Here is a 20,179-nt window from a genome sequence, read left to right as displayed (position 1 = left end):
CCGGACAAAAGAAAGGGCCGCGAGGGATATCCCCCGCGGCCCTTTTTATGTGTCGCTGACAGTCGGCGATCAGTGCTGGAAACGCACCGAGACGCCGATGACGCGCGGATCGTTCACGAATGCGGTGCGGTTGTTGAAATCGATGCCGCCCTTCACATTGTCCTCATCGGTGATGTTGCGCGCGAACAGCGCCACTTCGAGGCTGCCGTCGAACTTGGCGTAGCCGACCCGCAGACCGCCTTCGATCTGATTGTCCGAATTAAACTCCATGCTCTCGTAGAGGAAGAAGTTCGTCGCGCCCTGATAGGTCCAGTCGGTGTAGGCGAAGAGCTCGCCGTCCGAACTGACCGGTACGGCATAACGGGCCGAGACATCGGCGATCCATTCCGGAGCGTTCGGGAACGGGTTGCCGTCGACAAACGCGCGGGTTGCCCCGTCGACGACCACAGTCGGATCGGTCACGGCGCAGTGGACCGGTGCGCCGGGGAACGGTTGGCACACGCCCACAAGCAGGTTTTCGTCCTGAATTTCGGTGTTGTTCCAGCTGGCACCAGCGGTGATCAGGAAGTCCGGCGTAATCTGGAACGCGCTGTCGAGTTCGAAGCCGTATCCACGGCCCTTATCGGCGTTCACCAGCTGGACAAGGTTACCGCCACCACCGACGGCCGAAAACTGCGGGTCGTTGATGGTGTAGTAGTAACCGGCGAGGTTGAAGCGCACGCGGCGATCGAGCAGTTCGGACTTGAGGCCCGCTTCGTAGCTCATGATCGTTTCGCTGGTCGCAACGGACGGCGGGTTGAAGAACGCCACGTCGCGGCCCTGGATGGTCGGAGCGCGGAAGCCGCTGGCGACACGGGCGTAAACGCTGGCGTCGGCGCTGACTTCGTAGAAGGCCGCGAGATCCCAGCTGATACGCTCGTCCGAAACCGAACGTGCCTGCGGATCGGCTGCGTCACGCACGAAGAAGTCCTTGTCGTCCTCGGTGTAGCGCACACCGCCGGTCAGCTTGAGCAGGTCGGTGACCTGACCGGTAACCTGACCGAAGACCGCCCAGCTTTCGTTCGTATGGTTCACCGTAGTCGACGGCGGGAAATCAACATTGCCAGCCAAATCAAAGCCGACGGTGGTCACGTCGAAATCGCTGTCGAAGTAGAAGCCGCCGACCTGCCATTCGATCATACCGCCGCTGTTCGAGGCAAGACGCACTTCCTGCGTGAACTGGTCGAGCACGATGGAATCGCGCGTGTCGGACGGGAACGGGATCGGGCCGGGGCCGAAGACGACATTGCCGCCGTCGATATCGCCGCGGCTCGAACCTTCGCTGTTGGCCCAGCTGGTGATGCTGGTGAAAGTCGCGAAGTCGGCGTCGTATTCGGCCTTCACGGTCGCGATCTCGGCGTCATACTGGGCCTGGTTGCCAGCCCCCGCATCGTAGAACACGGTGTCGCGGTCGTAGTTTTCGTTGAGGTCGTTCGAACCCGGGCCGAGGATGTTGGCGCGGAACAGGGTCGAGGTGCCGTCGAGATCGCGCACGGCGTAGCTGCCGAGGATCGAGATGCGATCGGTCGGCGTCAGCAGGAGCTGCGCGCGGCCGGCAATGTCGCTGTAGGCGCCATAGACGTCGTCCTGACCGGTGAAGCCGTTGTCGACCCAGTTATCGCGCTGCTGCCACAGGCCCGACAGGCGGACCGAGGCGACGCCCGGAACGAGAGGAACGGTGACGCCGCCGTCGATGGCGACCGAGTTGAAGCTGCCGTAGCTGGCCGAACCGCGCACGGCGAATTCGTCACCCGGCTTGGTGGTGTCGATCTTGACGATACCGGCCGGCGTGTTGCGACCGAACAGCGTGCCCTGCGGGCCGCGAAGAACTTCGATGCGCTCGACGTCGAAGATCGGGAAGCTCTTGAGCGTCACGTTTTCGAGGACGACATCGTCCTGCACCACCGAAACGGGCTGCGAGGCTGCAAGGTCGAAGTCGGTGTTGCCGAGGCCGCGGATGTAGAAACGCGGGGCTGCACGGCCGTTGGAGCTTTCGACGAAGAGGCCCGGGACGCGTGCGGCGAGCGCGGTCACATCGGCGCCGGCGTCGAAGATCGTCTGCGCGGCATCGGCCGAGATGGTCGCGGCCGAAATGGCGACATCCTGCAGGTTTTCCTCACGGCGGTTGGCGGTCACGACGATCACGTCGAGCGCGCCGTTGTCAGCCTGTTCGGCGCCGGTGGCTTCGCTGTCGGAGCTGTCGATGGTGTCCTGCGCCATGGCTGGCTGCGCGAAGGCGAGCGTCAGCGTGCTGGCGGAGAGGAGGCGGAGGGTAAGGGAGCGGTCAATCATGGGAGAGGTAATCCTTTTGGCCCGGCGCGATGATCCTTGTGCGCGCGGGTTGGTGGGATGGGAGAATTGAATTGACCCGCGCGCCCGTAGCCGAAACGTCACGATTTACGAGTCACCGAGGCGCAGAACCCTGCGGTTTTTGCCGTATGTTGCATCGCGGTAACATTCGGTAGCAGCACACCTCGACGACAAGCCTCTGTACCCGCTCGCCTTTCCCTCAAGCCTTGCGCGAAAGGGGCTGTCGCGGCATAGGCGCGCCAAACATGCCCACCCGGTGAAACCCGAAAGGCCGCCCATGAAGATTCGCGTTCTCGTCAGCCTCAAGCCCGGCGTGCTCGACCCGCAGGGCCGCGCCGTCCATCACGCGCTCGAAGGGCTCGGCTTCAAGGGCGTCGACGATGTCCGCATCGGCCGCACGGTCGAACTCGATGTCGCCGACGACACGAGCGACGCAGCGCTCACCGAGATGTGCGAGAAGCTGCTCGCGAACACGGTGATCGAAAACTACACGATCGAGAAGCTGGGCTGATGGCTTTCCGCAGCGCCGTCATCACCTTTCCCGGCTCCAATTGCGACCGCGACATGGCGGTGGCGCTGGAGCAGGTCGCCGGCACCGCACCGCTGCGCGTCTGGCACGGCGATGCCGAGCTTCCGGACGGGCTCGACTTCATCGCGCTGCCTGGCGGCTTCTCTTATGGCGACTACCTGCGTTCGGGCGCCATGGCGGCAAACAGCCCGATCATGCGCGAAGTGGTGCGCGCGGCCGACCGCGGCGTTCCCGTGCTGGGCGTGTGCAACGGCTTCCAGGTGCTGACCGAGGCGCGGCTGCTCCCCGGCGCGCTGATGCGCAACGCCAGCCAGCATTTCATCTGCCGCACCGTCGGTCTCAAGGTCGAAAACGCGGAATCGCTGTTCACCAAGGGCTATGACGCCGGACAGGAAATCCGCATCCCCGTGGCGCATCACGATGGCAATTATTTCGCCGACGAAGATACGCTCGACCGGCTCGAAGGCGAAGGCCGCGTGGCGTTTCGCTACCTCGAGAACTGCAACGGCTCGCGCCGCGATATCGCGGGCGTGCTCAACAAGGCCGGCAATGTCCTGGGCATGATGCCGCACCCCGAACGCGCGGTCGACGCCGCGCATGGCGGGACCGACGGGCTGGCTCTGTTCGAAGGTGCAATGAAGGCGCTCGCCAGCGCCTGATCCGGCTCAGGCGCTCTTGCGCCGGCCCCCGCGCGAGAAGATCTTGCGCACATCGTCGACCGGCATCGGGCGCCCGAAGTGGTAGCCCTGGATCTTGTTGCATCCCAGACGGCGGATGAGATCGGCCTCGTCCTCGTTCTCCACCCCTTCGGCGGTCGTCGTCATGCCGAGGCTGTCGGCCATGGCCACCACGGCGCGGATGATCGCGAGGCTTTCGGGGCTGCTCTGCGCGGCCCCTTGCACGAAGAGGCGGTCCACCTTGATGGTCGTGAACTTCAGCTTGCGCAGATAGCCGAGCGAGGAATAGCCGGTGCCGAAATCGTCGAGCGCAACCGAGCAGCCCAGCGCCATGCACTGCTCCAGCGCCTTGCGGGCGATATCGGCGTCGCGCATGAAGATGCTCTCGGTCACCTCGATTTCGAGGCGCTTGGGGTCGAGCCCGCTATGCGAGAGCGCGCGCACCACGGTGCCGGCAAAATCGGGCTCGATCAGCTGTTCGGGCGAGACGTTGATGTTCACCTTCACATGGTCCGGCCAGTGGCGCGCGGCCTCGCGGCAGGCTTCCTGCATCACCCATGTGCCGATCGGCACGATCAGGCGCGTGTCTTCGGCAAGCGGGATGAACTTGGCCGGGCTGACGAAGCCATGCTCGGCGCTGTTCCAGCGTATCAGCGCTTCGAAGCTGACGACCTCTTCGGTATTCGCGTCGACTACCGGCTGGTAATGCAGCTCGAACTCGTTGCGTTCCAGCGCGCTGCGTAGCGCGATTTCCAGTACGCGGCGTTCTTCGGCGACACTGTGGAGCGACGGTTCGTATTCGCAATGCGTGCCGCCGCCCTCGTCCTTCGCGGCGTAAAGCGCGAGGTCTGCGTTGCGCAGCAGCTCTTCCACCTTGCGTCCGTCACGCGGACCGATGGCCGAGCCGACGCTGGCGCCGACATAGAGCACGTGATTGTTGACGTGATAAGGCGCGGAAAGCGCCGAGATGATCGCCTTGGCCAACGTGTCGACACGGCGGCGGTCGGCGGCATCGCGGATGATGACGGCGAACTCGTCTCCGCCCAGGCGGCCGCAAAGCTCGCCTTCGTCCATCAGCGGCTTGAGACGTCCGGCGACCTGCGCCAGCATCTGGTCGCCGATCAGATGACCGAGCGAATCGTTCACCGCCTTGAAGCGGTCGAGGTCGATCATCAGCAGCGCGCAGCGCGTGCGCCATTGCTCGGCATAGGCGAGCGCCTCGGCCAGGGATTCGTTGACCTGCAGGCGGTTGGGCAGCTGGGTGAGCGTGTCGTAGCGCGCGAGATATTCGATCTTCTCGCTGCTCTCGCGCTGGGTAGTGACGTCCGAACCGACACCGCGGAAGCCGAGCCATTTGCCGTCTTCGTCGAACATCGGCGTGCCGGACATTTCCCACCAGCGGACCTGCCCGTTGACCAGCGCCTTGACGACGAGTCCGGAGAAGCTCTCGCGGCCTTTCAGGCGGTCGGCCAGATCGTGGAGGCTTGCAGGGAACTGGCCGGTTTTCCACCCGTCGCCGGAAATCAGCTGGAGGAAGGACTTGCCCTCGACATCGGCAATCTCGCGGCCCATCGCGAAGGCAAGGCGCGGGCTGACCGAACGCAGGCGGCGCTTTACGTCGATCTGCCACAGCCAGTCGGCCTGCCCGTCTTCGAACTCGCGCAGCAGCATGGAGACGGTCTCGCTCTTCTCCTGCATTGCGAGCTCTGCAATGCGTGCGCCGAGCGAGGTGCGCGCAGTCTCGATGACCCCGAAGCAGGCGAAGGTGCCCGTCGCGAGGACGACAAGAGCCAGCGGGTAATTGAAGGCGGCAAGGCTCGCCACGAGTCCGCCTGCGCTTACCATCAAGGCGAAACAGATCGCGCTCAGCGGCGCGCTGTAGCGGCTGACCGAGCTGCTTAAAATGAGGAAGCCGGCGACCGCCCAGAGCAGCGCCAGCTTGTCGCCCGCCCCGCTGAAGGCGAGCACTCCGAGGCCAATCGCCCAGGTCAGGCCCTTGAAGCAGGCGCCGAGCGCGTGTTGCTTCATCTCGGCGAGCGAAAAAAAGCGCTCTTCCGCATCGCTCAACCGGCGGTCGAGAAAGAAGGCGTAGCCTACTGCAAAGGCCAGCGTCGCGGCAAGGGCGAGCAGGATCGTCTGGGGCACGCTGTCGCGGCAAATCCAGTAGGTGACCAGCGCTGCGAAGGAATGGAGGACGATGCGCGTTCCGGACCGCTCGGTCACCATCGCATATTGTCGACCGTGAACGCGGCCATAGTCGAAGTCACCGGAGGCCTGCAGCCCGATGACCTGCCGCATGTTCAGCGGCGCGTCCCCGAAGGACGTCTCGAAATTCGTCTCGCTCACACCCGTGGCTTACCCCCGAAAGGTTATTTCAGAGTAAAGAGACGGCCCTTCATTGCGAGCGGGCGGCGATAGGCTGCGTGGCGGAACTGTCTGAACGCAAAAGCGATTCCATGGTTCTGCTATTCCACCGTCACCGATTTGGCGAGATTGCGCGGCTGGTCGACATCGGTACCCTTCACGCAGGCCACGTGATAAGCAAGTAGCTGCACCGGAATTGCATAGACCAGCGGCGCGATCAGCGGGTGGACGCGTGGCATCTCGATCGTGGCAAGGCACCCCTCGCCCGCATCTTCAAGCCCCGCGGCATCCGAAATCAGGACGATCTGCCCACCACGCGCGCGGACCTCTTCCATATTGGAGATGCTCTTCTCGAAGAGCGGCCCCGACGGGGCGAGCACGATCACCGGCACATCGTCGTCGATCAGCGCGATGGGACCGTGCTTCATCTCGCCGCTGGCGTAGCCCTCGGCGTGGATGTAGCTGATTTCCTTCAGCTTCAGCGCCCCCTCGAGAGCCAGGGGGTAGTCCGGTCCACGGCCCAGATAGAGCACGTCGCGCGCCGGTGCGATGAGGTGCGCCATGGCTGCAATGTCCTCATCATGGTCGAGCGCGGCGTTGAGGCAGGCGGGCGCTTCGAGGAGGTGCTTGACCACCTCATATTCCTCGTCGCGGCTCATCAGCCCCTTCTTCACCGCCATATGCGCGGCGAGCGCGGCAAGGACCGCGAGCTGGCAGGTGAAAGCCTTGGTCGAGGCGACGCCGATTTCCGGCCCGGCGTGGGTCGGCAGGAGCAAATCCGCCTCGCGCGCCATGGTGCTGGTCGGCACATTGACGACGGCGGCGATGGTCTGGCCCGCTTCCTTGCAATGGCGGAGGGCGGCCAGCGTATCGGCGGTCTCCCCGCTTTGCGAGATGAAGAGCGACAAGCCGCCGTCTTCCAGCACCGGCTCGCGATAGCGGAATTCGGAAGCTACATCGATGTCGACCGGCACGCGCGCAAACTGCTCGAACCAGTATTTCGCCACCATGCCCGCGTAATAGGACGTGCCGCAGGCGACGATGGTCACGCGGCGGATGCTGGAGATATCGAAGTCGAATTGCGGCAGTGCGACGGACACGTCCTCGCGGCGCAGGTAGGAGGAGAGCGTCTGCGCCACCACGGTCGGCTGCTCGAAGATCTCCTTCTGCATGAAGTGGCGGTAATTGCCCTTCTCGGTTGCAGCGGCGGAGGCGCCGGAGGTGCGCACTTCGCGCGTGACCTCTTGGTTCTCCTCATCGAATATCTTCGCGCCTTCGCGGGTCACTTCGACCCAGTCCCCTTCCTCGAGATAGGAAATCTGCTGCGTCAGCGGGGCCAGCGCCAGCGCGTCGGAGCCGATGTAGTTCTCGCCCTCGCCATAGCCGACCACCAGCGGCGAACCGCGGCGGGCGCCGATCAGCATGTCGGGGTAGTCCCGAAAGGCGATGGCCAGCGCAAACGCGCCACGCAGGCGGGGCAGCATATTGGCGACGGCTTCGTGCGGCGTCTCGCCGTTTTCGAGGCGGCGGGTCAGCAAGTGCGCGACGACCTCGCTGTCGGTGTCGCTTTCCATCGTGCGGCCGGCGGCCTTCACCTCGGCGCGCAGTTCCTTGTAGTTCTCGATGATGCCGTTGTGGACGATCGCCACCTTGTCTGTCGCATGCGGGTGGGCGTTGTTGGCCGTGGGCGCGCCATGCGTGGCCCAGCGGGTGTGCGCGATGCCGATTTCGCCCGGCGCGGGATTGTTGACCAGCTCGGCGACGAGGTTGTTGAGCTTGCCTTCGGCGCGGCGGCGCACAAGGTCGCCCTCGTGAATCGTGCATACGCCCGCGCTGTCATAGCCGCGGTATTCCATGCGCCTCAGCCCGTCGACCAGCCTATCGGCCACAGCTTCACTGCCGACGATACCGATAATTCCGCACATAAATGGTGACCCCTTGAATGTCTGTCAGACGCAGATGTAGCGCCTCCCGTCGGCCAATCAATCGGCGCGGACGGGTGCCGGTTCCCGCGGCGTGCTCCACCAGAGCAGGAGGCCCGCCCCGATGATGATGGCCGCCCCCGCCAGCGTGAGGAGGTCGGGAACGTCGTCGAACCACCACCAGCCGAGAAAGGTCGCGACCAGCATCTGCACATAAGTGGTCGGCGCAATGGTCGCCGCGCCTGCACGCTGTGTGCCGATATAAGCGAGCCAGTGCGCGCTGCTGGCGGTGACCGCGACCACGGCGCACCGCGCTAAAACCGTCCAGTCCGGCAATTCAAGGCGCAGGCTCTCGATACCGGAGAAATGGCCGCCAAGCGCTGCGAGGATGAGCACGGGCATGGCGCCGATCTGCATGAAAACCTGCATGGAGAGCGCGCTCCCCTGCCCCGCACTGGCGCGGTTGGCGATGATCATGAGCGCAAAGAAGAAGGCCGAGGCGAGCGGGAGCAGCGCCACGAGACCGAGCTCCGCCAGATTGGGGCGCAGCACCATGGCGACACCGACCAGCGCAACGAAGCTCGCCGCCCAGACCGCCGGACGGACCTTCTCGCCCAAAAGCGGACCGCTCAGCAGCGCGACGATCACCGGCGAGACGAACGCCAGCGCCATGGCGGTCGCCAGTGGCATGACGAAGATGGCCGAGAAAAAACACAGCGAGGCAGCCGCAAGGCACACGCCGCGAATGGCCTGGAGGCGCAGATTGCGCGGGCGGAAGGCGGCCTTGCCCTCATTAGCCGACAGCAGGATCGACAGGCCCGCAGCCCCCAGCGCAAAGCGCAGCGCCGCCACGCCCAGCGGCGAGAATTCGCCCGCCATTGTCTTGATCACGGCATCGCCGACACTCAGCAGCGCGAAGCCGCAAAGCGCGATCAGGATGCCACTGCGCTCGGATTGCTGCATGACGGAAATGGGGCTTTCGATTGGGAATGCGGTGAAGGGTTCTGGGCGCAGCGCATACAGCAATTGCACGATGGGAAAACCCGCCAAAATCGCGTGCGAAGTGCGGCTTGCGGCAGATGGGGCACGAGCCTCTATCCTGCAAACCGGCACCTTTACCATCTTGAAATCAGGGCACTTTAACACGCTCCGCAGCCGGTAAAGCACCGCGCCAGCCGGTTGTCGCCTTGGTAAATTTTTCGCTTCCTCGTTTCGGGCGGTTAGGAAAAAATCAAGGTTTCCAACTTATTCACCAAACATCCAAACGCGCGCTTCGCTGTCCGTCGGGCAAAGGGTGCGTGCGATGAATTATCGACCTCGGGGGTTTACGCAATGAGTGCATTCGGTCGGAAAAACGGTCCTTCGGGCATGGGTTCCGGCGCGCGTCCGCAATTCGGTGTGGCCCGTCCCATGAACGGCGGAGGCGCCAAGCCGCCTGCCGGTGGCGACGAAAACGGCGGCGAACAGTTCCCGCCGCTCCCCGCAGAAGGCGCGCCTGCGCCCGGTTCCGCCGGACGTGCGGCGAACAGCGATGCGATGTCGCGCCTCGACGAGCGCATGAACGCCACGCACCAGACAGAAGGCGAAGTCGGCGGTTTCGAGGCGAGCGTCCACAAGATCAAGGAGCAGGTGCTTCCCCGCCTGCTCGAACGCGTCGACCCCGAAGCGGCCGCCACGCTGACCAAGGATGAACTGTCGGAGGAATTCCGTCCGATCATCATGGAAGTGCTGGCCGAGCTTAAGGTCACCCTCAATCGCCGCGAACAGTTCGCGCTCGAAAAGGTCCTCGTCGACGAATTGCTCGGCTTCGGTCCGCTGGAAGAACTGCTCAACGACCCCGATATTTCGGATATCATGGTCAACGGCCCCGACCAGACCTACGTCGAAAAGAAGGGCAAGCTGCAGATTGCGCCGATCCGTTTCCGCGACGAACAGCACCTGTTCCAGATTGCCCAGCGCATCGTGAACCAGGTCGGCCGCCGCGTCGACCAGACCACACCGCTGGCCGACGCCCGCTTGAAGGACGGCTCACGTGTGAACGTGATCGTACCGCCGCTGTCGCTGCGCGGCACCGCGCTCTCGATTCGTAAGTTCTCCGAAAAGCCCATCACGCTCGACATGCTCCAGGGCTTCGGCTCGATGAGCGAGAAGATGTGTACCGCGCTCAAGATTGCCGGCGCCTGCCGCATGAACATCGTCATCTCGGGCGGTACGGGTTCGGGTAAGACGACCATGCTCAACGCCCTGTCGAAGATGATCGACCCGGGCGAGCGCGTGCTCACCATCGAGGACGCCGCCGAACTTCGCCTGCAGCAGCCGCACTGGCTGCCGCTTGAAACGCGTCCGCCGAACCTTGAAGGCCAGGGCGCCATCACCATCGGCGACCTCGTGAAGAACGCGCTGCGTATGCGTCCTGACCGCATTATCCTGGGCGAAATTCGTGGGGCGGAATGTTTCGACCTTCTCGCCGCCATGAACACGGGCCATGACGGTTCGATGTGTACGCTTCACGCCAACTCGCCGCGCGAGTGCCTCGGCCGTATGGAAAACATGATCCTGATGGGCGACATCAAGATCCCGAAAGAAGCCATTAGCCGCCAGATCGCCGAGTCGGTCGACCTGATCGTGCAGGTAAAGCGCCTTCGCGACGGTTCGCGTCGTACCACCGACATCACCGAGGTGATCGGCATGGAAGGCGACGTGATCGTGACGCAGAACCTCTTCAAGTTCGAGTATCTGGACGAGAGCGACGACGGGAAGATCATCGGCGAATTCCGCGCTTCGGGCCTGCGTCCCTACACCCTGGAAAAGGCGCGCCAGTTCGGCTTCGACCAGGCGTATCTGGAAGCCTGTCTCTAAGGCATTAGCCGCGGATAATTCCCGGTACGGCGACGGCCAGCAGGCCGCCGCCTACCACCACGCAGGTCAGGAACAGGCCGGTCCAAGGCACCCACCCGACCCCATCGATCCGCGCGCGCTTCTGGCGGCGACGGTCCATCATAAGCGTGAAACCGGCGAGCAGCAGGAAGGCCGCGCCCCACATGGCGAGAAGGTCGGCATCGCTGGCAAAGGTCAGGAAGTCGTGCATTGCCGCGCGCATATGGTGTGGCCCGAGCGCTGCGCCAAGCCCGTTTCGACCCTTCCGACAGCGGAACCCGGTACCTCGTAAGGCGTTGTTAAGCGTCAGAAGGCCACCAATGGGCTCTTCGGGAAGGAAAACCGATGATCAAGAAGCTACTCCTCGCGTTCGGTATCACTTCGATTGCGCTCACCGCGACCGCCTGCAACACTGTCAAGGGTTTCGGTCGTGACGTGGAATCGGTGGGTGAAGCCGGAGAAGACGCGATCGATTAAGGATCGATCCCAATGACCAAGAAAATTACCCTTCTTCTTTCTGTTCTGACCATGTCGGTGGTGGTGGCCGGCTGCAACACGGTCAAGGGCTTCGGCAGGGACGTCCAGTCCATCGGCGAAGCCGGAGAAGAAGCCATCAACTGACTTTCCGGACAGTTGGTAGAAACACGCCCGCCCTTACCGGCGGGCGTTTTTCTATGTCCGGCGAAATACGATCGTGAGATTGTTCGCGGGCATCTTATGACGCGCGCTGCGGGTGAACCCATTGCTTGCGGCAAGCTCGTCGACGGCTTCGAGCAAGCGGAGGCCCCAGGCCGTATCGCGGGCCTTGAGGCTTGCGTCGAAGGAGAGATTGGATGCGGCCGTCTCCGTGCCCTCTTCCAGGTAGGGGCCGTAAAGGATAAGCGGCGCGCCCTTATCCAGAAGCGTCGCCGCGCCGCGAAAAAGACCTTCGGTCGCGCTCCAGGGGCTGATGTGGATCATGTTGACGCACAGGATCGCATCGGCTGCGTCGATCGGCCATGCTTCGCCCGAGGCGTCGAGTTCGATCGGCTCTTGCAGGTTTGCCAGGCCGGCCTCCCCCGCCCAGGCGGCGATCGATTCCAGCGCCGACGCATCCTGGTCGCTCGGTTGCCACCGCAGCATGGGGAAGCGCCGCGCCATGAAGATGGCGTGTTCGCCCGTCCCGCTGGCGATTTCCAGCACCAGGCCGCAGTCCGGCAATTCCTTCTCCAGCACCTCGGCCAGCGGTTCGGAATTGCGCGCGGTCGCGGGCGCGTGGCGCTTCAATTGACCTGCCTTTCGCGGCCCTGCCAATAGGGGGCGCGCAGGTCCTTGCGCAGGATCTTGCCGCTGGCATTGCGCGGCATGACATCGAGCACATCGATGCTGCGCGGCACCTTGAACCCGGCCAGCCGCTCTTTCGTCCATGCGATGACCGAGGCTTCGTCCAGTTCCTCGCCAGCCTTGGGCACGATGCAGGCCTTCACCGCCTCGCCCCAGGTCTCGTCGGGCACGCCGATCACCGCCACTTCGGCAATCTGCGGGTGGCCGTAGATCGCGCTTTCGACCTGTGCCGGATAGACATTCTCGCCGCCTGAGATGATCATGTCCTTCATCCGGTCCTGGATGTAGACGTAGCCGTCCTCGTCCATATAGGCGGCGTCGCCCGTGTGCATCCAGCCGTCGACCAGCGAGCTTTCGGTTGCCTCGGGCAGGTTCCAGTAACCGGCCATGTTGGAGGGGCTGCGGCAGATCAGCTCGCCCACCTCGCCGCGCGGCAATTCCTGGCCATCCTCGCCGATCACCTTGAGTTCGACACCCGGCACGGCCTTGCCCGCCGATTTCATCCGTTGGTTGCCGTCCAAGTCATGATCCTCTGGCGGCAGCGCGGCGATAGTGCCGGTGGTCTCGGTCATGCCGTAGCACTGGAGGAAACCGGCATCGGGAACGGTCTTCACCGCTTCGCGCAGCAGGTCGAGCGGGATCGGCGCCGCGCCGTAAAGCACGTATTTGATCGCCGACATATCGGTGGTCTTGGCGCGTGGATGCTGGACGACCATCTGCAGCGCAGCGGGCACGATGAAAAGCCGCGTGATGCCCTGCTCGAACCCGTCAAGCACGCCGTCGGGCGTGAATTCCGCCTGCACGATGGCGCGTATCCCGCTGCTCATCGCCATGATGCCGAGGCCTGTTCCGCCGATATGCGCGCAGGGCATGCAGACAAGTATCGCCTCGTCCTCGTCGAAATGGGACCAGGGCTGGCCCTCCTCCTCGCTCGGCACGCGCAGCGCGAAGAGGTTGCGGTTGGTCAGCACCGCGCCCTTGGGATTGCCGGTCGTGCCGGAGGTGTAGAGCTGGAGCACGGCATCGTCGGGACCGGCGGGCTCGAAATCGTCTGCCCCCGCGCTGTCGATGGCCTCCTGCGCATCGGGCGTGGAGATCACCTCAGGCGGGCTTTCCATCTGCCCGCAGGCCTTGGCCGCTGCTTTTTCGAACCCTTCGCCGATGAAGAGCAGCTTCGCGCCCGTGTCGCCGAGGATAAAGGCCACTTCCGGTGCGGCCAGCCGCCAGCCGATGGGCACCATCACCGCCCCCATGCGCGCCGCGGAATAGAACAATTCGAAATAGAGCCGCGAATTCTTGCCCAGCCAGGCCACCCGGTCGCCCTTGGCGATGCCGTGCGCCGCCAGCATGGCGACGATCTTGCGGCTGCGCTCCTCGAACTCGCCAAAAGTGATGGCCGCGCCATCCTGTTCGAGCGCCGTGTGTCCCGGCCTCTCCTTGGCCCAGTGACGAATGAACTGGTCGAAACTCAGCTTCGGCTCTTCTGACATGCGGCTCTCCTCTCGAAGAGCATCATGCCATGCGTGGGAAAGCGCGCAAGGACCCTATTGCCAGCGCCCACCCGCACGTGCCCGGCGCTCGCGGATCGCCAGCCAGACCAGCAAGCCCAGCGGCCCGGCGAGGAAAGTCACCAACAGGATCGGCGCCTGTACTACCCTCGAAAAGCCCTTCGCATCGGCGTCGCGCGCGATCCACAGGCCGACGAAGAGATCGAAGGCGAGGTAGTGGATCCAGCCGATGGTCACCCCGGCGTCGCTGGCGAAGATGGAGCGCACGCCTTCGATAGTGCTGAAATTCGCCCCACCGCTGCCACCGACCGGGTCGAGCGCGCCTGTCAGGATACCGACAAGGCCAAGGGCATAGGCGAGGCAGAGCAGGCCGATGCCGAGATAGAGCACAGCAGCAAGCAGCGCCGGCCAGCGCGGCAATAGGATGAGCGCCGCCCACATCACGAGCGCGAGCAAATTGGCGGCGGCAAAAGCGGTCGTCCACATGGCTGTGCCCCTCAGTTCTCGACCAGCGCCGGCAGGGTGTTGGCTGCGCGCAGGATGGCGTCGTTGTCATGGACGAAGCGGCCGCGTGCGGCGCGTTTGGCGAGCGCAATCGCCGCCTTCGCCACCATCTCGCTCTTGATTCCGCGATACTGGCGATACTTGCCATGCATGAAGAGGTTGGCGACTGGCGCTGCCGCAATGCCGAGGCGCTCGCCCACACGGCGGTCGTTCTCGCGGTCGCCGATCAGCAAGCCGGGCCGCAGAATGTCGAGACGCGGGAATCGCAGCCGCGTCAGCTCGCGCTCGGTCTCGCCTTTCACGCGCAGGTAGAAGTTCTTCGATGCGGCATCCGCCCCGACCGAGCTGACCGCCACGAAACGGTCGACACCGTTGTCGAGGGCCGCCTTGGCGGTCGCCAGCACGAGATCCTTGTCGACCGCGCGAAACGCCGCTTCGTCCTCGCCCGATTTCTTCCACGTCGTGCCCAGCGCGCAGATCACAGCCTTTGGGCGGAGCGCCTCGAAGACCTCGCTCCACTTGTCGGGGTCGGCGACGAAATATTCGATGCGGATGCCTTGCGGGAGCTTGGCTTCGCGGCGTGCGATGGCCTGAAGGCGCACGTCCTCGCGCCCGACGCATTCTTCCATGACCTTGCCCCCGATGAGGCCGGTCGCGCCGACAAGGCAGAGGCGCAGCGCCTCAGACATTGGACAGGCCTTCCGGCGCGCGGCCGTAAATCCGGCGGCACTGTTCGATGGCGAAACGATCAGTCATCCCGGCGATGAAATCGGCGATGTGGCGGCTCTTTTCCGGGTCGTCCTTCGGCGTGCGCTCGAGCCAGGCATCGGGCATGGTCGTCGGGTCTTGCTGGTAGGCGACGAAGAGCCGCGCCACCACGTCGCGCGCCTTTTCCGCGGTCTGGATCTGCTCGGGATGGTAATAGAGGCGCTGGTACATGAATTTCTTCAGCCGCCGCTCCTCGCCCGCGAGGCGGGGAGAGAAACCGGCCAATTGCTTGCCCGCCCCGCGCACCTGCCCGATGCTGTCCATCCCTTCGACATTGGCGCGGGTGTGCTCGATCACATCGTTGACCATCAGGCCGATCTGGGTGCGCACGAGCTCGCGCAATTGCGTGTCGCGCGGGGCGTTCGGGAAACGCTGTTCCACGCGCCGGAACTGGTCGGCGAGGAAATCGAGCTCCATGAGGTCGTCGAGGTCGAGGAAACCGGCGCGAAGGCCATCGTCGATGTCGTGATTGTCATAGGCGATATCGTCCGCCACCGCGGCCACCTGGGCTTCGAGCGAGGGCCAATCACCGAGTTCGAGCGGGAAGTCGCCATCGATCTCGGACAAGGCCCAATTGGCTGCGCTAACGGGGCCGTTGTGCTTTGCCATCCCTTCCAGCGTCTCCCATGTCAGGTTGAGACCGACGTGATCGGGATAGGGGCTTTCAAGCCGCGCCAGCGTTCGGATGCCTTGGGCGTTGTGGTCATAACCGCCTGCGTGTCCCATCGCTTCTTCCAGCGCCTTTTCGCCGGCATGGCCGAAGGGCGGATGGCCGATGTCGTGGCCGAGGCAGAGCGCTTCGGTGAGGTCTTCGTCCAGCCCGAGCTCGCGGGCGATGACGCGGCCGATCTGGGCGACCTCGATGCTATGCGTCAGCCGCGTGCGGTAGTGGTCGCCATCGGGCGCGACGAATACCTGCGTCTTGGAGCGCAGTCGGCGGAAGGCGATCGAGTGGATGATCCGGTCGCGGTCGCGCTGGAATTCGCTGCGGGGGCCGCGCGCGCCGTCGCGGTCTTCGGCGAATTCACGTCCGCGCGATTGCGCTGGGTCAGCGGCGTAAGGAGCTCTTTCCATGGAGCGGCAAGGCTTAGGTCAGCCGATTCGCCGCGACAACGTGAACGAAAAGCGAACGTCAACGCTTTTCGGCAGGAAGGTGCGAGGCTGCGGGAAAATCAGCCCTCTTCGAGGATCCAGTCGGTCGCCGCGCGGCAGTGGATGTCGGTGGAATCGAATACCGGCAGGACGTTGGCGTCGGTATCGACCACCAGCTCCAACTCGGTGCAGGCGAGCACGATGGCGTCCGCGCCTTCCTTGTCCTTCATGGTGATAACCGTCTTGAGCGCGCGCTCCGCATCGCGGGTAACGCGACCCAGCATCAGTTCCTTGTAGATGATGCCATCGACCAGCTCGACATCGTTCGGGTCGGGCGGGAGGAGGTCCACGCCATGCGACACCAGCCGCTGGCGATAGAAGCTCTCGGTCATCACGAAGCGGGTGCCCAGCAGCGCGGCGTTCTCGCACTTGGCCTCGGCCATGGCCTCGCCCACCGAATCCGCGATGTGCAGCACGGGGATGGAGATGCCTTCCGCCACGCGGTCGTAAACCTTGTGCATGGTGTTGGCGGCGATGACGATGCCTTGCGCCCCGGCCGCTTCCAGCCGCCGTGCGCTTTCGACGAGGATGGAGGCGATGCCATCCCAATCGTCCTGCCCCTTGGCGGCCGCGATGCGCGAATAGTCGAGGCTTTCGATCAGCATGGGCGCGCTGGCCATCGGCTGGGCGCGCTTCTGGACCATCTTGTTGATCCGTTCGTAATAGGCGCGGGTGGAAATCCAGCTCATCCCGCCGATGAGACCCAAAGTGCGCAAATGGCGCTCCCTTCTTGCAGAACTGCGCCGCCCCCTGAGCGGCCCCTCATGTTCAAGGGGATAGAACGGCCTCGCCCTGCGCCGGTTCCATATCTCTCTCGGCTTTCGGCAATTCGGGCGGCACCAGCGCATCGCCGAGCCAGATCATCAGGTCGGTCGCGCTGCGTTCAGGCGCCTCCTCCATGGGAATGTGGCCGATCCCGTCATAGGCGACCAGCGTCGCGCCCGGCAGGTGCTCGGCGTACCACTCGCCCGCAGCATAGGGGATCAGCGCGTCCTCCTTGCCCCACATCACCAGCGTCGGGACCTTCACCCGGGCGATCTCGGCCGGGTCGAAGGCGGTTCGCGGGGCAGAGAAGCGCTTGCGCGTCGCGCCGCGATTGCCGGGATAGCGCGCCAGTTCCCAATAGCGGGTCACCGCTTCCTCGGTCACCACCTCCTGGTTGGAGACGCTTTGCGAGAGGCTCTTGGCGACAAGGCTGCGCGGCAGCAACTGGCTGAGCACATCGCCCACCACCGGCATTCCGGCGAGGGTGAAGGCGAGATTGCCCCCGCCCTCGCGCTTCACGGGCGCGCCTCCTGCATCGACCAGCACCAGCGCATCGAGCCGCCACGGCTTGTCGAGTGCGTAAGCCATCGCGATCCCGCCGCCCATGGAATTGCCCGCAAGCGTGAAGGTGTCGACGCCGAGCTTGGCCGTCACCGCGTCGATATCCACGCCGAAGCCTTCGGCGCTGTAGTCGTCGTCGGGAGCAGGCCCGGTGAGACCGTGGCCGCGCTGGTCGAAGCGGATCACACGGAAGTCCTCGCGCAGGATTTCGGCCCATTCCTGCCATGTGTGCAGGTCGGCGTTGGAGCCGTGGAGTAGCACGATGACCGGCGCATCGCGCGGGCCTTCGTCGCGCACATGGATCTCGCGCCCCTCGCCGATGTCGAGGAACTGCGAGGGCGCGGTGCCATACTTGGCGCGCATTTCGGCAGGATCGGTGTCGGGCACCCGCAGCACAAGGAACGCCGCCACCAGCAGCGCCGCAATCACGCCCAATCCGCGCCAGACCCACTTCATTCGATCGCTCCCCGTTCAGTTTCGCGCGCTCTAGCCTTAAGGATGGAGCGCATGGAGCACAGTCCTGGAAAGGAATTTCCCGGACGGCTTCCAGCCTCTTCCCTCGCGTATGTCGGCGTTTCGTTCATGCCCCTCCCCATAGCGCCCATGGCTTGGGGTAGGAAAGTCAGCGCGCCGGCATTTCCGCGATCCAGCGCCGCACCGCCTCTGTCCCTTCCTCGTCCACCGTCGCCTTGCCGAGTTCGGGCATAGCGACCCCGGGATCGTTGCTGAGCATCCGATGGAGCAGGATCGACTGGTCGGGCTTGCCCGGCACCACGTCGAAGAGGTGCGAACCCGCCCCGCGCCCCGCGGCAACCGGCCGTTTCATCACGCCGAGCGCCTTCGGATCGTCCTGCTCCCATCGCAGGTCCAGCCCGCTGTTCGAAGCGGTCGCGCCCGGCCTGTGGCAATGCGCGCAATTCACGTCGAGATAGGCGCGGGCGGCAGAAGCTGCGCTCGCGCTCTCGCGGTCTTCCCACACGGGGAGCTGATCAGCACCTTGGGGAACGGTGTCGAGCGCGCCCCGGTTCACCAGTTCCGCAAGGAATTCGTGTGACAGGTTGCGCGCCTTCGGGCCAATGGGCACCACCGCACCATCAACGGCGTGGCATTCCTTGCACTGGTTCTTGTTCGGCACGCGGTAGCTGAACGCCTCGCCCTTCGGTGTCGTCAGGTCGATCCGCGCCCCGGCCAGCGCCAGCGTAGCGTCGGTCTGCTCCGCGTTCCAGACGTAGGGTAAGGCCACCCAACCGCTCTCCCGATGGAGCAGCACGCGGGTCTCGATGAGCCGCCGCCCCTCGCCCTCGCCGAACGCAAAGGTCTTGATCAGCGCCGTGCCGACCGGAAAATCGATCAGCCCCTCGCCCGAAGCGATGAACTTGTCGCCAATCGGCAGCAGCATGAAACGCAGTTTGTCCGCCCCATCGGAATAGAGCGGCGTGTTGAGGCGATAGGGAAAGACGCCCGGAACCGGCGTATGCTCGGCAGTCTCGCGGAAGAAGCCGTATTCCGACAGCGTCCTGGGATAGCCATCGCCAAGGATCGCCTCATAGCTCACGTTCATGGGCATGGCGGGCGGCATGGCCATCGCCGCTGCCGCGCAGCACGCGGAAAGTGCGAGGAGAAGCCGCCCGATCATCCGCCCAGCCGCGCCTCCATTTCGGCAGGAGCGCCGATGCCGCTGACATCGAAAGCGCCGGCCGGCGGTTCGACCGTGAGCGGCGCAGGTCGCGCACCGCCCAGCCCCTTGCCCTGTTCGGTCAGGTTCAGCGTCCAACCCGGCGTACCCTCGGCCACGTAGAGGCTGCCGAGGCCGTCCCACATGACCGGCGGCAATTCGCCTCCGAAGGCCGCCGTCAGCATTTCCGCCCCGTCGAGCTGCGGATCGTAGCCGCCGCCGTTGAAGGCGTTCTCGCCCACCACGATATTGCGCGCGAGCGGGTTGTACCGCTCGTCGTCATAGGGCTGGACATAGGCGATCACCATGACCGGTGCGGTCGGATTGCCGGAGAGGATGTTATCCTCGATCAACACGTCCTCATTGGCCATCACCATGATGCCCGTGCCCCGCCGCACACCCGCGACGATATTTCCCGGAGGCGCGAAATTGGGCGTGTCGTTGGCGACCACAAGGTTGTGGCGCACGATCACATTGCCGCCGCCCATCACGGGCAGGTCGGGCAGGTCGAAGACGAGGATGCCGCCGGTGTTGCGGGTGGCGACATTATGCTCGACCAGCGCGTTGCGGCTGTTCTCGATCTCGATCCCGGCGACATTGGCCTCGGCGATGGAATTGCGCACGGTGATGCGGTCGGACTGGCCGACATAGATGCCCGCATCGCTGGCGCCGGTGACCTTGACCCCGTCGACCAGCACGCCGGTGCTTTCGACCGGATAGATCGCATAGGCGCCGTTCTCAGGGTGCGGTCCGCGCGTCCAGGTGACGCGCAGGCGGTGGTAGACGATGTTATCCGCGCCCTTGGACTTGATCCCGTCGCCCTTGGGGTTCTCGACCGCGAAATCGCGCAAGGTGACGTTGTCGCTGGTGACGAGCAAGCCCTCGCCCGCGCCCGCCTGGGTGGTGAAATCGAGTACGGTGCCGTCCATCCCGGCCCCACGCACAGTGACATTGTCGACATCGAGGCTGAGCCCGTCGGTCAGCGTGTAGCGGCCTGCCTCAAGAACGATCTCGTCGCCCGGCTCGGCAAGGATCAGCGCTTCCTGCAACCGCTCCTGCGCGCCCTCGCCCGGCGTGACGGTGTGGACCTCGGCGGCCAGAGGGCTGGCCCCGGCCAGCAAGGCGGCGAAGATGGCAATGCGCTTCATGAGTCTCTCCCTCTCAGAACTGGCATAGTGCCGAGCGGGGAGACTATTGCAAGCGCG

General features: G+C 64.6%; 19 protein-coding genes. 5 read left to right on the top strand and 14 right to left on the bottom strand.

What is annotated here, in order from left to right; all coding sequences use genetic code 11:
- Positions 1-69: 69 nt before the first annotated feature.
- Positions 70-2,331 (bottom strand): TonB-dependent receptor, encoded by a 2,262-nt coding sequence (locus K3148_RS09560; RefSeq protein WP_221424587.1) that lies wholly within the window; start codon positions 2,329-2,331, stop codon positions 70-72.
- Positions 2,332-2,626: 295 nt separating this feature from the next.
- Between K3148_RS09560 and purS the strand changes: the two genes are divergently transcribed.
- Positions 2,627-2,860 carry a phosphoribosylformylglycinamidine synthase subunit PurS gene (purS, locus tag K3148_RS09555; protein ID WP_221424586.1) on the top strand — a complete coding sequence of 78 codons (234 nt, stop codon included), beginning with the start codon at positions 2,627-2,629 and terminating at the stop codon, positions 2,858-2,860.
- Entirely contained in the window at positions 2,860-3,537 is a 678-nt protein-coding gene (gene purQ, locus K3148_RS09550) for a phosphoribosylformylglycinamidine synthase subunit PurQ (RefSeq protein WP_221424585.1), read from the top strand. Before purS ends, purQ begins: the two co-directional genes overlap by 1 nt.
- A gap of 6 nt (positions 3,538-3,543) precedes the next feature.
- Here purQ and K3148_RS09545 read toward each other — a convergent pair whose 3' ends face one another.
- The 3 genes from K3148_RS09545 to K3148_RS09535 all read right to left on the bottom strand — a co-directional run bounded on the left by K3148_RS09545 (position 3,544) and on the right by K3148_RS09535 (position 8,804).
- The gene (locus K3148_RS09545; protein WP_221426680.1) at positions 3,544-5,853 is read right to left on the bottom strand and encodes a putative bifunctional diguanylate cyclase/phosphodiesterase; all 2,310 of its coding nucleotides are present in this window, start codon (positions 5,851-5,853) and stop codon (positions 3,544-3,546) included.
- 167 nt (positions 5,854-6,020) lie between these two features.
- Positions 6,021-7,844 carry a glutamine--fructose-6-phosphate transaminase (isomerizing) gene (glmS, locus tag K3148_RS09540; RefSeq protein WP_221424584.1) on the bottom strand — a complete coding sequence of 608 codons (1,824 nt, stop codon included), beginning with the start codon at positions 7,842-7,844 and terminating at the stop codon, positions 6,021-6,023.
- A gap of 57 nt (positions 7,845-7,901) precedes the next feature.
- On the bottom strand, positions 7,902-8,804 hold the full coding sequence (locus K3148_RS09535) for a DMT family transporter (protein WP_221424583.1): 903 nt from the start codon (positions 8,802-8,804) through the stop codon (positions 7,902-7,904).
- A 369-nt stretch (positions 8,805-9,173) separates the two neighbouring features.
- Between K3148_RS09535 and K3148_RS09530 the strand changes: the two genes are divergently transcribed.
- Entirely contained in the window at positions 9,174-10,700 is a 1,527-nt protein-coding gene (locus tag K3148_RS09530) for a TadA family conjugal transfer-associated ATPase (RefSeq protein WP_221424582.1), read from the top strand.
- Between the two features lie 4 nt (positions 10,701-10,704).
- Here K3148_RS09530 and K3148_RS09525 read toward each other — a convergent pair whose 3' ends face one another.
- Positions 10,705-10,929, bottom strand: a complete 225-nt coding sequence (locus tag K3148_RS09525) for a hypothetical protein (RefSeq protein WP_247711540.1) — start codon at positions 10,927-10,929, stop codon at positions 10,705-10,707.
- Positions 10,930-11,063: 134 nt separating this feature from the next.
- Here K3148_RS09525 and K3148_RS09520 point away from each other — a divergent pair, with 134 nt between their 5' ends.
- Both K3148_RS09520 and K3148_RS09515 read left to right on the top strand, forming a co-directional pair.
- Positions 11,064-11,195 carry an entericidin A/B family lipoprotein gene (locus K3148_RS09520; RefSeq protein WP_006833510.1) on the top strand — a complete coding sequence of 44 codons (132 nt, stop codon included), beginning with the start codon at positions 11,064-11,066 and terminating at the stop codon, positions 11,193-11,195.
- Positions 11,196-11,207: 12 nt separating this feature from the next.
- The gene (locus K3148_RS09515) at positions 11,208-11,339 is read left to right on the top strand and encodes an entericidin A/B family lipoprotein (protein ID WP_006833509.1); all 132 of its coding nucleotides are present in this window, start codon (positions 11,208-11,210) and stop codon (positions 11,337-11,339) included.
- 51 nt (positions 11,340-11,390) lie between these two features.
- On the opposite strand, the gene K3148_RS09510 is transcribed toward K3148_RS09515, so the two are convergent.
- The 9 genes from K3148_RS09510 to K3148_RS09470 form a co-directional block, all read right to left on the bottom strand.
- A complete protein-coding gene (locus K3148_RS09510) occupies positions 11,391-11,984 on the bottom strand; it encodes a DUF938 domain-containing protein (RefSeq protein WP_221424580.1) in 594 nt (197 codons plus the stop codon).
- Entirely contained in the window at positions 11,981-13,531 is a 1,551-nt protein-coding gene (locus tag K3148_RS09505; RefSeq protein WP_221424579.1) for a fatty acid--CoA ligase, read from the bottom strand. The genes K3148_RS09510 and K3148_RS09505 overlap by 4 nt, the downstream gene beginning before the upstream one ends.
- 54 nt (positions 13,532-13,585) lie before the next feature.
- Entirely contained in the window at positions 13,586-14,035 is a 450-nt protein-coding gene (locus K3148_RS09500; protein WP_221424578.1) for an ABA4-like family protein, read from the bottom strand.
- Positions 14,036-14,046: 11 nt separating this feature from the next.
- A complete protein-coding gene (locus tag K3148_RS09495) occupies positions 14,047-14,742 on the bottom strand; it encodes an NAD(P)H-binding protein (RefSeq protein ID WP_221424577.1) in 696 nt (231 codons plus the stop codon).
- Positions 14,735-15,895 carry a deoxyguanosinetriphosphate triphosphohydrolase gene (locus tag K3148_RS09490; RefSeq protein WP_221424576.1) on the bottom strand — a complete coding sequence of 387 codons (1,161 nt, stop codon included), beginning with the start codon at positions 15,893-15,895 and terminating at the stop codon, positions 14,735-14,737. The genes K3148_RS09495 and K3148_RS09490 overlap by 8 nt, the downstream gene beginning before the upstream one ends.
- A 98-nt stretch (positions 15,896-15,993) precedes the next feature.
- A complete protein-coding gene (locus K3148_RS09485; RefSeq protein WP_221424575.1) occupies positions 15,994-16,689 on the bottom strand; it encodes an aspartate/glutamate racemase family protein in 696 nt (231 codons plus the stop codon).
- Between the two features lie 52 nt (positions 16,690-16,741).
- Positions 16,742-17,755: an alpha/beta fold hydrolase gene (locus tag K3148_RS09480; RefSeq protein WP_221424574.1), complete on the bottom strand. Its 1,014-nt coding sequence runs from the start codon at positions 17,753-17,755 to the stop codon at positions 16,742-16,744.
- A gap of 166 nt (positions 17,756-17,921) precedes the next feature.
- Positions 17,922-18,935, bottom strand: a complete 1,014-nt coding sequence (locus K3148_RS09475; RefSeq protein WP_221424573.1) for an SO2930 family diheme c-type cytochrome — start codon at positions 18,933-18,935, stop codon at positions 17,922-17,924.
- The gene (locus tag K3148_RS09470) at positions 18,932-20,122 is read right to left on the bottom strand and encodes a parallel beta-helix domain-containing protein (protein ID WP_221424572.1); all 1,191 of its coding nucleotides are present in this window, start codon (positions 20,120-20,122) and stop codon (positions 18,932-18,934) included. The genes K3148_RS09475 and K3148_RS09470 overlap by 4 nt, the downstream gene beginning before the upstream one ends.
- Positions 20,123-20,179 lie beyond the last annotated feature (57 nt).

The organism is Qipengyuania aurantiaca (assembly GCF_019711375.1).
GTDB classification, from domain to species: domain Bacteria; phylum Pseudomonadota; class Alphaproteobacteria; order Sphingomonadales; family Sphingomonadaceae; genus Qipengyuania; species Qipengyuania aurantiaca.
Note: the sequence above shows the minus strand (reverse complement) of the source record. Positions and strands in the feature narration are given on the sequence as shown.

Bases quoted from the DNA above. Each gene is read 5' to 3' on its own strand.
- K3148_RS09560 (WP_221424587.1), bottom strand. From the start codon at position 2,331: ATGATTGACCGCTCCCTTACCCTCCGCCTCCTCTCCGCCAGCACGCTG.
- purS (WP_221424586.1), top strand. From the start codon at position 2,627: ATGAAGATTCGCGTTCTCGTCAGCCTCAAGCCCGGCGTGCTCGACCCG.
- purQ (WP_221424585.1), top strand. From the start codon at position 2,860: ATGGCTTTCCGCAGCGCCGTCATCACCTTTCCCGGCTCCAATTGCGAC.
- K3148_RS09545 (WP_221426680.1), bottom strand. From the start codon at position 5,853: ATGCGGCAGGTCATCGGGCTGCAGGCCTCCGGTGACTTCGACTATGGC.
- glmS (WP_221424584.1), bottom strand. From the start codon at position 7,844: ATGTGCGGAATTATCGGTATCGTCGGCAGTGAAGCTGTGGCCGATAGG.
- K3148_RS09535 (WP_221424583.1), bottom strand. From the start codon at position 8,804: ATGCAGCAATCCGAGCGCAGTGGCATCCTGATCGCGCTTTGCGGCTTC.
- K3148_RS09530 (WP_221424582.1), top strand. From the start codon at position 9,174: ATGAGTGCATTCGGTCGGAAAAACGGTCCTTCGGGCATGGGTTCCGGC.
- K3148_RS09525 (WP_247711540.1), bottom strand. From the start codon at position 10,929: ATGCACGACTTCCTGACCTTTGCCAGCGATGCCGACCTTCTCGCCATG.
- K3148_RS09520 (WP_006833510.1), top strand. From the start codon at position 11,064: ATGATCAAGAAGCTACTCCTCGCGTTCGGTATCACTTCGATTGCGCTC.
- K3148_RS09515 (WP_006833509.1), top strand. From the start codon at position 11,208: ATGACCAAGAAAATTACCCTTCTTCTTTCTGTTCTGACCATGTCGGTG.
- K3148_RS09505 (WP_221424579.1), bottom strand. From the start codon at position 13,531: ATGTCAGAAGAGCCGAAGCTGAGTTTCGACCAGTTCATTCGTCACTGG.
- K3148_RS09500 (WP_221424578.1), bottom strand. From the start codon at position 14,035: ATGTGGACGACCGCTTTTGCCGCCGCCAATTTGCTCGCGCTCGTGATG.
- K3148_RS09495 (WP_221424577.1), bottom strand. From the start codon at position 14,742: ATGTCTGAGGCGCTGCGCCTCTGCCTTGTCGGCGCGACCGGCCTCATC.
- K3148_RS09490 (WP_221424576.1), bottom strand. From the start codon at position 15,895: ATGGAAAGAGCTCCTTACGCCGCTGACCCAGCGCAATCGCGCGGACGT.
- K3148_RS09480 (WP_221424574.1), bottom strand. From the start codon at position 17,755: ATGAAGTGGGTCTGGCGCGGATTGGGCGTGATTGCGGCGCTGCTGGTG.
- K3148_RS09475 (WP_221424573.1), bottom strand. From the start codon at position 18,935: ATGATCGGGCGGCTTCTCCTCGCACTTTCCGCGTGCTGCGCGGCAGCG.
- K3148_RS09470 (WP_221424572.1), bottom strand. From the start codon at position 20,122: ATGAAGCGCATTGCCATCTTCGCCGCCTTGCTGGCCGGGGCCAGCCCT.